The organism is Photobacterium kagoshimensis (assembly GCF_050337045.1).
GTDB lineage: Bacteria > Pseudomonadota > Gammaproteobacteria > Enterobacterales > Vibrionaceae > Photobacterium > Photobacterium kagoshimensis.
The window spans coordinates 57,270-71,558 of record NZ_JAKJSO010000009.1; the positions used below are offsets into that span (position 1 = coordinate 57,270).

General features: G+C 44.2%; 8 protein-coding genes. 2 read left to right on the forward strand and 6 right to left on the reverse strand.

All coding sequences use genetic code 11. The features are described 5' to 3' along the window. Positions 1-50: 50 nt before the first annotated feature. Entirely contained in the window at positions 51-551 is a 501-nt protein-coding gene (locus L4C35_RS03645; protein ID WP_428461604.1) for a YfbU family protein, read from the reverse strand. A 646-nt stretch (positions 552-1,197) separates the two neighbouring features. On the opposite strand from L4C35_RS03645, the gene L4C35_RS03650 reads away from it, so the two are divergent. Continuing rightward, positions 1,198-2,448, forward strand: coding sequence for a NupC/NupG family nucleoside CNT transporter (locus tag L4C35_RS03650; RefSeq protein ID WP_428461605.1), 1,251 nt, complete (start codon positions 1,198-1,200; stop codon positions 2,446-2,448). Between the two features lie 136 nt (positions 2,449-2,584). Here L4C35_RS03650 and L4C35_RS03655 read toward each other — a convergent pair whose 3' ends face one another. Next, a complete protein-coding gene (locus L4C35_RS03655; RefSeq protein ID WP_428461606.1) occupies positions 2,585-4,339 on the reverse strand; it encodes a formate--tetrahydrofolate ligase in 1,755 nt (584 codons plus the stop codon). 516 nt (positions 4,340-4,855) lie between these two features. Between L4C35_RS03655 and L4C35_RS03660 the strand changes: the two genes are divergently transcribed. Further along, complete coding sequence (locus L4C35_RS03660; RefSeq protein ID WP_428461607.1) at positions 4,856-6,007, forward strand: iron-containing alcohol dehydrogenase; 1,152 nt, start codon at positions 4,856-4,858, stop codon at positions 6,005-6,007. Between the two features lie 145 nt (positions 6,008-6,152). Here L4C35_RS03660 and pflA read toward each other — a convergent pair whose 3' ends face one another. The 4 genes from pflA to L4C35_RS03680 all read right to left on the reverse strand — a co-directional run bounded on the left by pflA (position 6,153) and on the right by L4C35_RS03680 (position 13,999). Continuing rightward, positions 6,153-6,893 carry a pyruvate formate lyase 1-activating protein gene (pflA, locus tag L4C35_RS03665; RefSeq protein WP_428461608.1) on the reverse strand — a complete coding sequence of 247 codons (741 nt, stop codon included), beginning with the start codon at positions 6,891-6,893 and terminating at the stop codon, positions 6,153-6,155. Between the two features lie 104 nt (positions 6,894-6,997). Then, the gene (locus L4C35_RS03670; RefSeq protein WP_428461609.1) at positions 6,998-8,215 is read right to left on the reverse strand and encodes an EAL domain-containing response regulator; all 1,218 of its coding nucleotides are present in this window, start codon (positions 8,213-8,215) and stop codon (positions 6,998-7,000) included. Further along, positions 8,196-12,386, reverse strand: coding sequence for a transporter substrate-binding domain-containing protein (locus tag L4C35_RS03675; protein WP_428461610.1), 4,191 nt, complete (start codon positions 12,384-12,386; stop codon positions 8,196-8,198). Before L4C35_RS03675 ends, L4C35_RS03670 begins: the two co-directional genes overlap by 20 nt. Continuing rightward, positions 12,380-13,999 carry a response regulator gene (locus L4C35_RS03680; protein ID WP_428461611.1) on the reverse strand — a complete coding sequence of 540 codons (1,620 nt, stop codon included), beginning with the start codon at positions 13,997-13,999 and terminating at the stop codon, positions 12,380-12,382. The genes L4C35_RS03675 and L4C35_RS03680 overlap by 7 nt, the downstream gene beginning before the upstream one ends. Positions 14,000-14,289: the final 290 nt, after the last annotated feature.

Here is a 14,289-nt window from a genome sequence, read left to right on the forward strand (position 1 = left end):
CTGGAGCAAGCTCCAGTTTTAAATTGTCGTGATAATCGAATTATTCCGATTTATGCACTAAGAATTTGTTGTAGCTCTGTCGCACATAGGTGGTACTGACGTGGACAGTTACGCCATGTTTGTAGCATGCGTTGGTATTTATCTAGCATAGCAACTTGGCTATTAAATTGGTGTTCAGTCTTATCAAACTGAGGGTACAGACCTTCTTCTTCTGTTAGGAAGCGAACGTAGTGCACAAGCTGAGATTCAGTTGCTGCATCAAAGCCTAAGAATTTCAGGCGACGCGTATCAACTTGACTTTGATCGCTTTCGTTCAACATTTTGTGTGATTCTTGCATAGCATGGTGCATTTCCATGAAATCAATTACTTGGCGACAAGTATCATCACTTAGGTTACCAAAATCTTTATCTAGCTCGCGCATTTGTAAGCCATAGCCACGTTCTACGATAGTTTGTAGGCGACGGTATTTAGCTGCGTTCTCAGGGGTAAGTTGAGACATTAGGTAATATTGGTTAGATAAGATTAAGCGTTGTGCGTTGGTCATTTCCATTATGATAGGCCTTTAATATTTTTATCTTCTGACGCTGAGATTAGCAGTTTAGATGCAAAAAAACATGATCTGACTACATGTAGCACATGTTTTTTTGTTAAAAAGTCTAAGGTGATGAAAGCTTAGTCATTCGTACATTGGTAGTGGCTGTTAACCCTATTTTTAACAGGGGTTTACTTTGTTTTTTACCCTCTAACGTTACGAAGAAAAAAGGAGGAGACTAAACGTTACCTTGGAGAGTGATGAAAATATCAACCTGCCACTATGAGTGAACATTTGACCAGTACTCAGAAATTTTGATGCCTTAATCTTATTCGGTTACACCCACTATTGACTGATAAGTCTCCGACTGAGCTTGTGGGCATTGAACAATTGTATCCATCCCTTTAATCTTCCGCGCCCGACAAATAAGTCGGTAACTCTAAAATTGCATTAAATCCCCGATAGCTCGGCAAAGTATGACAGCGTTCTCAAATGTTGTTTTCTCTGCGAATGGTGAGAGATCGATTGCTAGGATGGCATGGATCAAGGAAAGCAAAAGGAAATCGAGCGCATTTGGTATTGATCTTATCGCCGCCATCAGTGGCGTGAGGATTAATGAAACGAAGCGAGCAATAACTTTTGTTCGATACTATGAGTAGTAACAATGCAATTGATTTCTGGTTTGGTCGGTATTCTGGCTTTAATTTTAATCGCTTATTTTTTATCAGAGAAACGTTCCCACATTAACTGGCGTACTGTTTTAGGTGCGCTAGCGATTCAAATGATGTTCGCTGCTATCGTGTTATATAGTGAAAGCGGACGTGCTGCGCTGGGCGAGTTTTCCAGTGCGGTACAAAATATTATCAACTTCAGTAACGATGGGATTAGCTTTCTTTTCGGCGGATTAGTTTCAGACAAAATGTTTGAGCTATTTGCTGGTGGTGGCTTCATTATGGCTTTTCGTGTGTTACCTGTTGTGGTGTTTTTCTCGGCATTTGTCGCCGTATTGTACTACCTCGGTATTATGCAGCTGTTGGTAGGGACACTGGGTCGCGGCTTGTCAAAATTATTGGGCACCAGCCGTGCGGAATCTATTTCAGCGACAGCGAATATATTCCTGGGCATTTCTGAAGCGCCATTAACAGTCCGTCCTTATATTGCGCGTATGACACGCTCTGAACTTTTTGCCGTAATGGTTGGTGGTATGGCGTCGGTTGCGGGCTCTGTACTTGTTGGCTATTCGCAAATGGGGATCCCGTTAGAATACTTATTGGCGGCGTCTTTCATGGCAGCGCCAGCGGGTTTAATGATGGCAAAACTGCTGATCCCTGAAACAGAGCAAGCCTGTGATTCTGCTGAAAGTACAGAAGAAGAGAAAAAACCTGCCAATATTATTGATGCGGCAGCGCAAGGTGCACTACAAGGGATGCAGCTTGCACTCAACATTGGTGCCATGTTGTTAGCCTTTATCAGTTTGATTGCGATGCTGAATGCGCTACTGGGGTGGGCAGGCTCAATGGCTGGCTTTGAAGGTCTATCACTGGATTTAGTGTTTGGTTACTTATTCCTGCCGTTTGCCTATATTGCCGGTTTGTGGGATTTTGATGCCGCTCAGCAGATGGCAACGCTGTTTGGCACTAAAACAACCATTAATGAATTCGTCGCGTTTTCTCAATTAGCACCCATGATCGACAGTGGTGTATTAGATAAACGTACTGAAGTGATCATTGCATTTGCGCTATGTGGTTTTGCAAACTTTGGTTCAATTGCGGTGTTATTGGGTTGTATGGGGTTGATGGCGCAAACGCGCTACGATGAGATAGCCAAACTTGGCATGAAATCGTTAGTGGCAGCAACCTTGGCGAATCTACTCAATGCTACCGTGGCAGGGCTGTTTATTTCACTCACACTGTGATCTCGGTGGAAGTATAGCGTAGAGAGCAGAGAGTAAAAAACGCTGCAATAAAGCGGACTAAAAGTAAGGCCACGCATTGCGTGGCCTTGTTGTATCTAAGGATTGGTATTTGATTAGCACCCAGCGTGCTAACCGATTAGCTTAATCCGATGATGTTACCATCAGCATCAATGTCTAAGTTCATGAATGCTGGTTTCTCTGGTAAACCCGGCATAGTCATCACATTACCGCAAAGGGCATAAACAAAGCCCGCTCCCGCACACAATTTAAGTTCACGCACTGGAATAATAAAGTCGCTTGGTGCGCCCTTAATACTTGGGTCGTGACTAATTGAAAGCGGTGTTTTAGCCATACAAACCGCTAAGTTGTCATGGCCTTGTGCTTTGAGTTCAGCCAGTTGTTGTTTCGCTAAGTCTGAGAGCTCCACACCGCGACAGCCGTAGCCGACTTCTGCCACTGTCATCAGCTTTTCTTCAAGCGGTTGTGATAACTGGTATAAAGGCTTGAAGTTGGCAGGTATTTCACACGCTTTAACAACGGCGTGAGCAAGCTCAACGGCACCTTCGCCACCTTTACCAAAGGCTTCACTGATTGCGACATCCACATAGGTATCGAATGTTTCGTTAGCGATCATCTCTTTCAGTTGGTTGAGCTCAGCATCGGTATCTTGTGGGAAGCGGTTAATCGCGACCACCACAGGCACACCGTATTTTGCTGCATTACGAATGTGCCATTTTAGGTTATCAAACCCTGCAATGAGTGCTTTTTCATCGGTTTCGAAAATGGCATCAGGCAGTGCTTGGCCTGGACGTAAATCGTATAAGCCCGAGTTCGCTTTTAAACCGCGAAGTGTTGCGACTACCACAGCACAGTCGGCTCCGCGCCCCGCTTGTTGAGCCTTGATATTACAAGCCTTTTCAAAGCCCATATCAGAACCAAACCCACCTTCTGTAACTGTGAAATCACTCAGTTTCAGGGCAATACGATCGGCAATGATCGATGAGTTACCATGGGCAATATTGGCAAATGGCCCAGCATGGATCAGGGTTGGAACACCTTCAAGCGTTTGCATCAGTGTTGGTTCAATGGCTTCACACATAGTGACAGCCATTGCGCCTGCAACTTGCAGGTCTTCGGTTGTTACAGGTTGGCCATCAAGGTTGTATGCCACCACAATGCGACCAATGCGCTGGCGCATATCGGCAAGATCGGTAGAAAGCGCCAAAATAGCCATTAGCTCAGAAGCGGCAGAAATATCGAAACCATCTTCACGTTCGAGGCCGTTAATGGTTTTGCCTTCTTCGTTTTTACCCACAGTGATCATACGCAGCGCGCGGTCGTTATGATCCATTACGCGACGCCAAACAATACGGTTACGATCGATACGCAGTGCAGGCAGGCCAGTTTTTTCGTTAAATGCTTCGAAGCCATGGCGATCTTCATGGAATACACGTGCATCAATCGCAGCAGAAGCCAAATTATGTGCTGCGGTTACGGCATGGATGTCGCCAGTAAGGTGCAGATTGAGCTTCTCCATTGGAGCGACTTGCGCATAACCACCGCCCGCAGCCCCGCCTTTCACGCCAAATACAGGGCCCATTGAAGGCTGGCGAATACAGGCGATGACACGTTGACCTATTTTGGCTAAGCCTTGCGATAGACCAATGGTTGTTACTGTCTTACCTTCGCCTAGTGGCGTTGGTGTAATCGCAGTAACAAGAATTTGTTTACCATCAGGTGTGTCAGCAAGACGTTTGAGAATAGACGGTTTGACCTTGGCTTTTAACGTCCCTTGAGGCGTTAAATCTTGCGGTTCAATTCCCGCATTAAGCGCGATTTGGTCAATAGGAGTGAGTGCGGTGTCGCGGCAAATTTGAATGTCGCTTTTCATGTGGGCTCATACCTTTATAAACAATGGGGAAGCACTGCTTTGAGCTGCTCTGGCAGGTCACGCAATCGTTTGCGGTGGCTTTATACCACAATTTTATCACGGTTATATAGTTTTATTCCGATATATCTGTTGTTGATTTGTTGATGTTTATAACACTATGAAAACCTCAATTCCGAGAACTAGCTAAAAGTCTTTGAATTAATGACGTTGTCTGTTGTTTCGATTTTGTTAATTGTGTGATTAGTAGCAAAACTAATTTTATTGTGGTGGAATAACTACCCAGAATAGGGTCGGTAGCTCCTATGATAATGGCCGTTGTAGCCCTCTGCGCTCCCTTTTATTGACTATGAATATGGTAAGCTGATCACAAGGGGAGTCTCTCCTCATCAGCGGTCGTAGTAGGTCTGCGACGAAATGCTTTAAAATAATGCTATCAGCTATGTAGGCAGTGATGTGTTTATACGCTTCGTAGCCACAATAATCAGCACTATATTCAAATCACGAAAGGAATGCGCAATGCTTAATTTTACCTTCCACAACCCGACTAAGATTTTCTTTGGTGAAAACCAAATTGCCGCAATCGCCAAGCAGATCCCGACAGATGCTAAAGTCTTAGTGACTTACGGTGGTGGCTCTATTAAAGCGAATGGAGTGTACGATCAAGTAAGTAGTGCACTAAAAGATCACCAATGGAGCGAGTTCTCTGGTATTGAACCGAACCCACAATTCGATACATTGATGAAAGCCGTTGCGCAAATTAAAGAAGAAGACATTACTTATTTACTGGCTGTCGGTGGTGGTTCTGTTGTTGATGGCACGAAATTTATTGCAGCCGCTGCACGTTTTGAAGGTGAGCAACCGTGGGATATTCTGGCGCAGCATGCCAAAGTAACAGATGCGGTACCTATGGCTTGTGTGTTGACCTTACCTGCGACAGGTTCGGAGAGCAACACGGGCGCGGTGATCACACGTGGCACCACTAAGCTGGCATTTATGTCGCCTCATGTTCAGCCTTTGTTTGCGGTTCTTGACCCTAAAGTAACCTTAAGCTTATCTGAGCGCCAAGTGGCGAACGGCGTGATTGATGCCTTTGTTCACACCATGGAGCAGTACTTAACTTTCCCTGTGAATGCCAAAGTACAAGATCGTTTTTCAGAAGGTTTGTTGCTGAATCTGATCGAAGAAGGCCCGAAAGTATTAGCAACGCCTGATGATATGGAAGTGCGATCGAATATTATGTGGTCTGCAACGATGGCGCTTAATGGTTTGATCGGTGCTGGCGTACCGCAAGACTGGAGTACGCATATGATTGGTCATGAACTCACGGGCCAATACGGAATTGATCATGCGCGTACATTGGCGATTGTATTGCCTGCTGTAATGAAAGTTCAGCGTGAGCAAAAACGAGCCAAACTATTACAGTACGGACACCGAGTTTGGAACATTGTTGATGGCAGTGAAGATGAAATCATCGACCAAGCCATAGTGAAAACCGAAGCCTTCTTCAAAGCAATGGGAATGCCAGTACGTTTGAGCGATGTAGATCTCGATGCTGCAAGCATTGATCTGTTAGTGACTCAACTTGAAGAGCATGGCATGACGACATTGGGTGAGCACGGTGACATGACACTGGATGTTAGCCGTAAAGTGCTTGAAACAGCTTTATAAACAACATCTTTAAAAAGAGGGTATTGTGAGCTTATTCATTGGCTGATTAGACTGAGTAGAGAGCTGTTGTTTAGTCGTTCGATGGAATAGAAAAAGGAGAGCAGACGCTCTCCTTTATAAATTGGGTAACTTGGTTGTTAACCTATTAGTAGATCACTTTATGGCCGTAGCTGGCGATAATGCTCTTGATGTTTTCCATCGTTTCTTTTGGCGGTGGATTTACGCCTGTTAGCTGGTATTCAAAGCCCATCGCTTCCCACTTGTGCTCGCCAAGTTGGTGATAGGGTAGCAGCTCAACCTTTTCGATGTTGTCCATATCTTTGATGAAATCACCTAGCATGTGAGCCGATTTTTCATCGTCGGTGTAACCCGGAACAACAACATAGCGAATCCATGTTTTTTGGCCGCGTTTATGCAAGTAACGTGCAAAATCAAGCACACGTTTATTTTTAACGCCAACAAGGTTTTGGTGAATCGAATCATCCATTTGCTTGATATCAAGCATGACTAGATCGGCAGCATCCAGTACTTCATCAACGACATCTGTGTGTTTACGAATGTACCCATTGGTATCAAGGCAAGTGTGAATACCTTCGGCTTGAGCGGCACGGAAGAAATCACGTACAAACTCAGGTTGAAGCATTGCTTCGCCGCCAGATGCTGTTACACCACCACCAGAAGCTTTCATGAAGTGGCGGTAAGAAGTGGCATCTTTCATGATCTCTTCAACGGTAACTTCTTTGCCGTCGTGTAAATCCCATGTATCACGGTTATGGCAGTATTGGCAGCGCATTAAACAGCCCTGCATGAATACGATGAAACGGATACCTGGGCCATCAACGGTTCCACAAGTTTCGAAAGAGTGAATACGACCTTTTACTGACATTACTTTACTTCTCCGCAGTGGTGCGTGTTTTGCCTGTTATTTTATTACAAATCACCCAGTGAAAGTAGCGGAAATGTCGGTGAAAATGTCAGGCTTTTGTGTTTTTATTCACCATATTGACGATCTGAACGCCGCCTAAGCTGTAACTCAGTTACTTTTTGCTGCCATTGAATATGCCACTGATTGAGCTTGTTGGTTGGCATAGGAGCTGCAATAAAATACCCTTGTGCCAGTTGACCGTTAAGCATTTGGAGTTGCTGCCAGATCTGAATATTCTCGACGCCTTCCACGATTGAGGTTAAAGACAAGCGATTGCTTAAAAATAAGCAGGATTCGACAATCGCTAAGGCGGTATCGCTGGTTGCAATGGCTTTGGTAAACCCCATGTCAATTTTTAGTGATTCAAAGGGCAGGGTTTCAAGTTGCTTGAGTGATGAAAACCCGGTGCCAAAATCATCAATCGATAAAGTAAATCCATTCATGCCTAGGCGAGAAGCTGACTCTAGTGCACGGCCCGTATTTTTTACCATGTCTGATTCGGTTAATTCGAAGTACACAGTATGGTGTAAATGAGGGTGGCGATGCGCCAATTGAAGTACCTCATCAACAAACCCAGGGGTGCTTAATGTTGCCGAGCTGATATTGATCGCAACGCGTTTTCCTTGCAGTAAACTGGCATTGGTGATGACATAGTGCAGGGTATATAAAGCTAAGTCAGCGTCTTTCTCTAATTGACGGATCAATGGAATAAATTCACTGGGGTTAATCAAACCTAGCTGAGGGTGCAGTAAACGCATTAGCGCTTCACTTGATGTCCATGCACCTGTTGAAATATCCACGATAGGTTGGAGATAAGGAACAAACCAATGTTGGTTAAAAGCCTGTTCAATAATGTTTTTATTAACTGTTGTCACTGGGTGCTGGTGTAAGGCCTGTGGTTTGGCATCACGCGCTTGTTTTATCATGCTTGATAAAGTTTCAAGTTGTACTGGTTTGGTTAAAGCCCCTAATAAATTGAGCTGATAGTCCGCACACATTTTACTGACTGAGCGAATAACGTCTTGGCTGGTTGCACTGGTGATGACTACACTGCCTTGAAATGCCTGTTCTGCTACTCGGCTGAGGAAGGTAATACCGTCCATTTCGGGCATATTTAAGTCGCACAGCAATAAGTCAGGTGAGTAACCTGACATTAAAGTTAGGGCATCAACGCCCGATGATGCCGTTTGAATTTCATCACCGAGCTCAGTTAATAACTGAGCCAGTTGGGTTGCCATTATCTGACGCTGGAAGGCGTGATCTTCAATTAATAGTACTTTCATTGAACGCTGACACCTGCTGCTCTAGTAGTTGTATATGGCGACTAATCTCGTGTAGTTGCTTGTTGAATGCATCTTTAGTAGGAGATTGCGACGCGTGTATTAATTGTTCCATATCTTCACAGGCTTGCGCCAAAATTTGATACTCCACCATTCTTGCCGCCCCTTTCATGCGGTGGCTGATCAGGCGGATATTTTCAATATTTTGGCTTAATACCGCCTGTTCTAAATCTGCTAAGTCGGTTAAGCAAGCTTGATGATATTGCTGCAAGATTTGCTGACATAAGCTTGGGTCGCCAAATATCTGACTTAAACTCGCGAGATTAATGACTTCGTTGCGAGTGTTGTCTTTGACTTCGCGCTTGAGCGCATCATCATCTAAAAATTCAAACAGTAAAGAGCCTGATATATTCTCTTCTTCTTCGCTTGCACTGAAGTCTCCCAGATCCCATTCGTCAACATCATCGGTTACTGTGTTGGCCTGTTTGTCATCGAGATCGAAACCACAACCGCTGTGTTGGGTTATATCGGTATCGGGATGGAGCCACAAGGTCAGTACCGTATCCAATTGTTGCAAGGTGACTGGTTTGAATAAGCACTGATCAAACCCATTGGCTTTACAGTTGGACTGTTCACTGGCTGCAGCATTGGCGGTTAAGGCTACAATTGGGATGAGTTTGCCCGAGGGGGTGCGAAAACCTTGCTGACGTACAGCAGATGCCAACCCGTAACCATCTAACTCAGGCATGTGGCAATCGGTTAACAGCAGATCGTATTCTTGTTGATGCAGTGCATTTAACGCCAACTGACCGTTGTCAGTAATATCTGCTTGGTAACCCAGTTGGTGTAATTGCTGGGCAATAATTTGTTGGTTGATAGGGTGGTCTTCTGCCACCAAAATCTTAAATGGCTTTAACCTGATACTTTCAATATCGTCGGTATGATATTCCGTTAATAATGACGGGCTATTGCTCGGCATATAATTGTTGTCGGTATCGGTTGAGAGTTCGGCTTGTGTTGTTAATACGTGCTTTAACTGTATTGGCATTAACGGTGATAGCGAGAGTATCCAACCTTGCTGAGTAGGCTCTGGTGACAGCAGGCTTGATTGGCGCAAGAAAATCCACTTCACATTTGCAAAGTGTTCAGCAACCCATGCTGGTGTGAGTTGCAATGCTTGATAATCATATTCACTGATCATCAGCGTATGGAGCGCATGCTTTTGCTGGTAGCGTTTAAGCGTGGTGAATACATCTTGCGAGTTATATGCCTCAATAGAAAATACTTTCTCAGAGCTGTTATTTAAATAAGCATACAAAGCGACATTTTGCTCTTGTGGTAAGTTGATTAATCCACAGTTAGGCAGCAGCAGCCCATGTGCTGATGGCGTTATCACCGAGAAAGTGAGGTGGAATATAAACTGGCTCCCAACCTCTAACTGGCTCTCTACATGAATTTCGCCACCCATGAGTTGTACCAGTTGACGACAAATGGAAAGCCCTAAGCCTGTGCCGCTAAACCGACGTTCGCTACTGGCATCGGCTTGTTCAAAAGGTTGAAATAGCTTTTGGATATCACGGTCGCTGATACCAATTCCGCTGTCTTCAATCGTGAAGCGCAATGTTTGCTGGTTATCTTCTTGATTGGCTACATCAATCAACAGGCCAATATGGCCATGATCGGTAAATTTGGTCGCATTGTTTAGCAAGTTATTTAGGACTTGGCGTAAACGTAGTGGATCAAAAGTCAGGGTTTGTGCAATAGCGGGGTCGACCCATAGTTTAAAGCGCACCCCTTTTTGTTCTGCGTGAACAACGTGAGGCTGGACTAGTTCGTGAATTAAACTGGCGAGATCACTGGGGGCGGCACTGAGGCTTAATTTGCCGGCTTCCACTTTAGAGAAGTCTAAAACATCGTTAACGATATTCAGTAGATTATTGCCTGATTGCACCAAGCTGGTATGAATGCTTTTGGCTTCAGGGCGACGGACATGAGGCGTTAACAGTTCGAGCAAGCTAAGCACACCACTAATGGGTGTACGGATCTCATGGCTCATCATCGCAAGAAAGCGTGATTTGGCAACAGTAGCGGCTTCGGCATCTTTACGAGCGAGTTCAAGCTCATGCTGCTGCTCTTTCATCGGAGTGATATCAAGCAAGATGGTGTTCCACTGCCAGCCACCTTCTTGCGGGGTAATGTGGCAACGGATCTCGATCCAGCGTTGGCTGGTTTGGACACTCTTTAGTTGTAATTCCGTTTTCCAGTACCCCTTGGCACAGGCATCACGCATGGCGGTTAGAATGTCTTTATTATCATCGCGTTGTTTTAATAATCGGAAAATCAGCATTGGCTGAGTAAATAATTTACTTGCCGAAATACCAATTAACTCATGGACTTTGTTACTGACAAAAAGTAATTCAATATCGCTTGGATCATCACTGCGTTGAACATGCTGCAATAACACGCCATCAAAGTTATTGGTGAGGTAAGTCAGCTGTTGTTCGACTTGCTTACGCTGCTTCACTTCATTAGTTAGCTTGCGGTTCCAATACATGACGGTAAAAATGATGAGGCTAGCAGCGGCGCTGATGAGCGCTCCCCATAGCAGTAGCTTTTTGTAGGGGATCCCTTGGTGGACAGTAACGGTTTGCCATTGTTTTTCAATTTCACTGAATTTTTTAGGTGGAATTGCATTCAGTGCTTTATTCAATAGATCACGTAATAGGCGGTTGTCTTTTGATACCGCCATGCCGACGGGGTGATTGTACGAATCTAACTTACTTGCGATGATCTGTAAGCGACCAAGAAACTCACTTTGTAATAATGATGAGGCACTCGACAGTGATATTACAGCGACGTCGATCTTGCCATTCATTGCCGCTGTGAGTAGCTGTTCATTGCTGTCATAAAAGGCTAGGGGGTTATTACTAAATAGCTTTTTGCTTAGCGCATGCCCGTAACGATTTTTGAGTACACCGATCTTACTTGTGCTAGAAAAAGGTCCTTGCTCGGCATTGTCGATCATTACCCAGCTTTCGTCGGTATAAGGCTGAGTGCAGTGAAATAATGTTTTTCTATCTGCGGTACAAGTGACAGCTGCGATAACATCAAACTCATTCGCTTCTAATTGTGGTAACACACTTTTTAGTGATGTGATTGGCGTTGGTGAGATAGATAATTTTAACAGTTTGCCTATTTCAGCCAAAACATCGGCGCTGATCCCTTCCATCACACCTTGAGAGCCACTGAATTGATATGGAAAATCGTTGGGGTGATAAGCCACTTTCAAGGTCGAGTGCTTGTGTAGCCACTGTTGTTCTTCAGGCGTTAAATTTAGGTTGTTTTCAATACTTAAATAATGTTGCTGCGAGTTGGTCAGCCAGGTGTCATAAATAGATGTCAATAAATGTTGGCCGAGTGACGAATACGCTTTATTTAAATCATTGATAATAGACGTATTTTTCTTTTGGCTTGCAATGTATAGGCGCTCGTAAGGTAGGTCGGGTAATTCTTGGAACACGATGGATTCACGATCATCTTCGCGCGACATCATATTACGTAAGGTGATGGCATTACCTATATACGCATTTGCATCATCTACGCGCATGGCGTTAAAAGCCGCAGAACTCGATGAATACTGCTTTATATTTAATTTATTATTGGCTAACTGGCGCAACTGCTCTTTAATCGCAAACCCACTTTCAACGGCAATAACTTGACCAGCTAAGTCTTGAATGTTCTGAATGGCAGGATCTTTGCTCACCACAGCCATAGGAACAACAATCAGAGGCTGGCTAAAGTGCATGATTTTTTTGCGTTCAAACGTCGATGATACCCCCACCAAAATATCAATTTCGTTGTTATTGAATCCTTCAAGCACATCTTCAAAATTAGGGTAAATAATCGTTTGGGTTGTGTAGCCACTTTTTTTTGCTATCTCATACACAATACTTGGCAGTAGTCCTGCCATATGACCGCGATCAGAAACATAAGTGAAGGGGGCCCAGTCAAAATTTGGGTAGCCAATGCGCAGCACTTTTTTTTGTTCTGGCAGTATGGTGGTGAGTGGCTTGATATCCATACTAACAGGTTGAGTGAGGCCTCGACTTTCAAGGGCGAACGCATTAAAAAGTGGCGTCAAGCAAAGGCTGATAAACAGAATAACTCTTAACATGATGTTGCCGCTCCTGATGCTTTAGCGGTCATTTGCTCGATGGGGGTCGCAAACGCATCATCGCTTGATCTCAGCGTTTGATACCAGTTTGGCGGTTCAGGTAAGGCTTCGAATGTCCAGCGGGCTTCCATTAAATACTCTCGCTGTAAATGCGTGAGCGGCAGTAGATTCAAACTAAATAACTCGATAAGTTGACGCGCAATAACAGGGTCAAAGCGGAAATTTGGCCATACTTTCAGTAAGGCTTGACCAGCCAGTTTGTACTGTTTGTCAGTAAATAATTGGATCGCCTTTTGGTAATCACTTGCGGTGGTATCGAGTGATTCACGCTGGCGCTTTAGCCAGTATTGTTTCAGTAGACGATGGGTCGCGTTGTCTTCGGTGACGCTTAATTTATCTAGGCGATCAAGGGTGTCAATATTGGCTTTTTTCATATTTAACTGACGATATACTTTGAGCAAAATGGCATTGAATTCAAAGCTGGTTGCAAGTAATTCTTCAGCTGTAGTGATATGACCGTTTTTTAAGAAACGGTAAGCCGCAAAATTATCACCGTTTCGAACGGCCAGTAAGGCTTTCAACGCAAAGGCAAAGGTGCGTTCTTCAACGGAAAGCGCTTTTTGGCTTGTTTGCATTAACCACTGGCGTTCGATAGTGTGCTTTTGGGTCATACCTTGTTCAATTTGCCCTAAGAACAATAAGGCATGGTAACGCGGCATATCCCAGATAGAATGCTGGATATGTGCACAAGCTTCACGGAGTTTAGAAAAAGCCCCTTGCGAATGGTGAGCTTGCGTTAGCCAAAACAGTGAAAATTGGCGTTCAAGGTTGGTATTACTTAGCTGCTGAGCATGTTGCCAGTACTGCATCGCATCGCTAAATTGATGATTATGCAACGCCATTTTTGCACTTAAATCCAGTACCAATAAATGATTTGGGTGACTAACGCGTAATGCTGCTAACACCGCATTTGCCGAGGTCAGATCTTGTTGCAGCATGTACAGTTCAACCAGCAGCAACTGGGCTGGTAAGTATGGATGTTTAGGTACAAAGCTTGCGAGTAACGCAGTTGCTTTTTGGTGTTCGCCATCCAGGGTTAATTGCTTGCATAGCGCCGTGATCGCTTGGCGAAAAGCCTTGGTGCTTTTCGCTTGTTGTAGGGCTGATTTTGCACCACCAACCCCTGAAAGTTTAAACCCAGTTTGTACCAATTTATTGAGCTGACGCTGCGCAAAACTGGCTTGTAAGCGTTGCTGCAGGGCATCACTACGTAATGGTTTAATCAGGTAGTCATCAGGTTCAAATTCTGCAAACCCCATAAAGACTGGTGTGGAATCTTCAGCCGTGATCACAAAAACCATAGGTGAATGAGCCAGTAATTTTTTTTGTGAAAGGTGCTCTAGCAGTTGTAAGCCAGTGCTACCGTAACCAAGATTAAAATCAATAAATAAAATATCAAAAACCTTGTTTTGACAGGCTTTGATTGCATCACTGGCATTGGTGGCTGTATGAATATTAGCAGGGTTGAAACCACAATTTTGTAGAATCAACTTGGTAGTCTGTTGGATGATCGAACAGTCGTCTACAACAAGTACGGAGCTATCTTGCCGCATTGATCTTATTACCTTACGCGTGTATACGCCGAATCATAAATCGCGATATATCCCTGTAGACTACCTGCGCTGGTAATTGTATTGCTTAGTTTGTCACTAAGCGTCATTCATCCTGAAAATAACATTGGTACAGGGGGTGGAATTTGCGCAAATAATAAGTGAGAGTAATGACTTTGGCAATAAACAAAATACCATTCGGAATATAATGTACGCTATGCGGTATATGTTGAATTATATCCTGAAGGTGTTTGATTTTTAGGATGATATTTTGTGTTGAAATGACAAGGGTA

What these genes read in the sequence shown, in the direction of transcription:
- L4C35_RS03645 (WP_428461604.1), bottom strand. Translation starts at nt 551, where the DNA reads ATGGAAATGACCAACGCACAACGCTTAATCTTATCTAACCAATATTAC.
- L4C35_RS03650 (WP_428461605.1), top strand. Translation starts at nt 1,198, where the DNA reads ATGCAATTGATTTCTGGTTTGGTCGGTATTCTGGCTTTAATTTTAATC.
- L4C35_RS03655 (WP_428461606.1), bottom strand. Translation starts at nt 4,339, where the DNA reads ATGAAAAGCGACATTCAAATTTGCCGCGACACCGCACTCACTCCTATT.
- L4C35_RS03660 (WP_428461607.1), top strand. Translation starts at nt 4,856, where the DNA reads ATGCTTAATTTTACCTTCCACAACCCGACTAAGATTTTCTTTGGTGAA.
- pflA (WP_428461608.1), bottom strand. Translation starts at nt 6,893, where the DNA reads ATGTCAGTAAAAGGTCGTATTCACTCTTTCGAAACTTGTGGAACCGTT.
- L4C35_RS03670 (WP_428461609.1), bottom strand. Translation starts at nt 8,215, where the DNA reads ATGAAAGTACTATTAATTGAAGATCACGCCTTCCAGCGTCAGATAATG.
- L4C35_RS03675 (WP_428461610.1), bottom strand. Translation starts at nt 12,386, where the DNA reads ATGTTAAGAGTTATTCTGTTTATCAGCCTTTGCTTGACGCCACTTTTT.
- L4C35_RS03680 (WP_428461611.1), bottom strand. Translation starts at nt 13,999, where the DNA reads ATGCGGCAAGATAGCTCCGTACTTGTTGTAGACGACTGTTCGATCATC.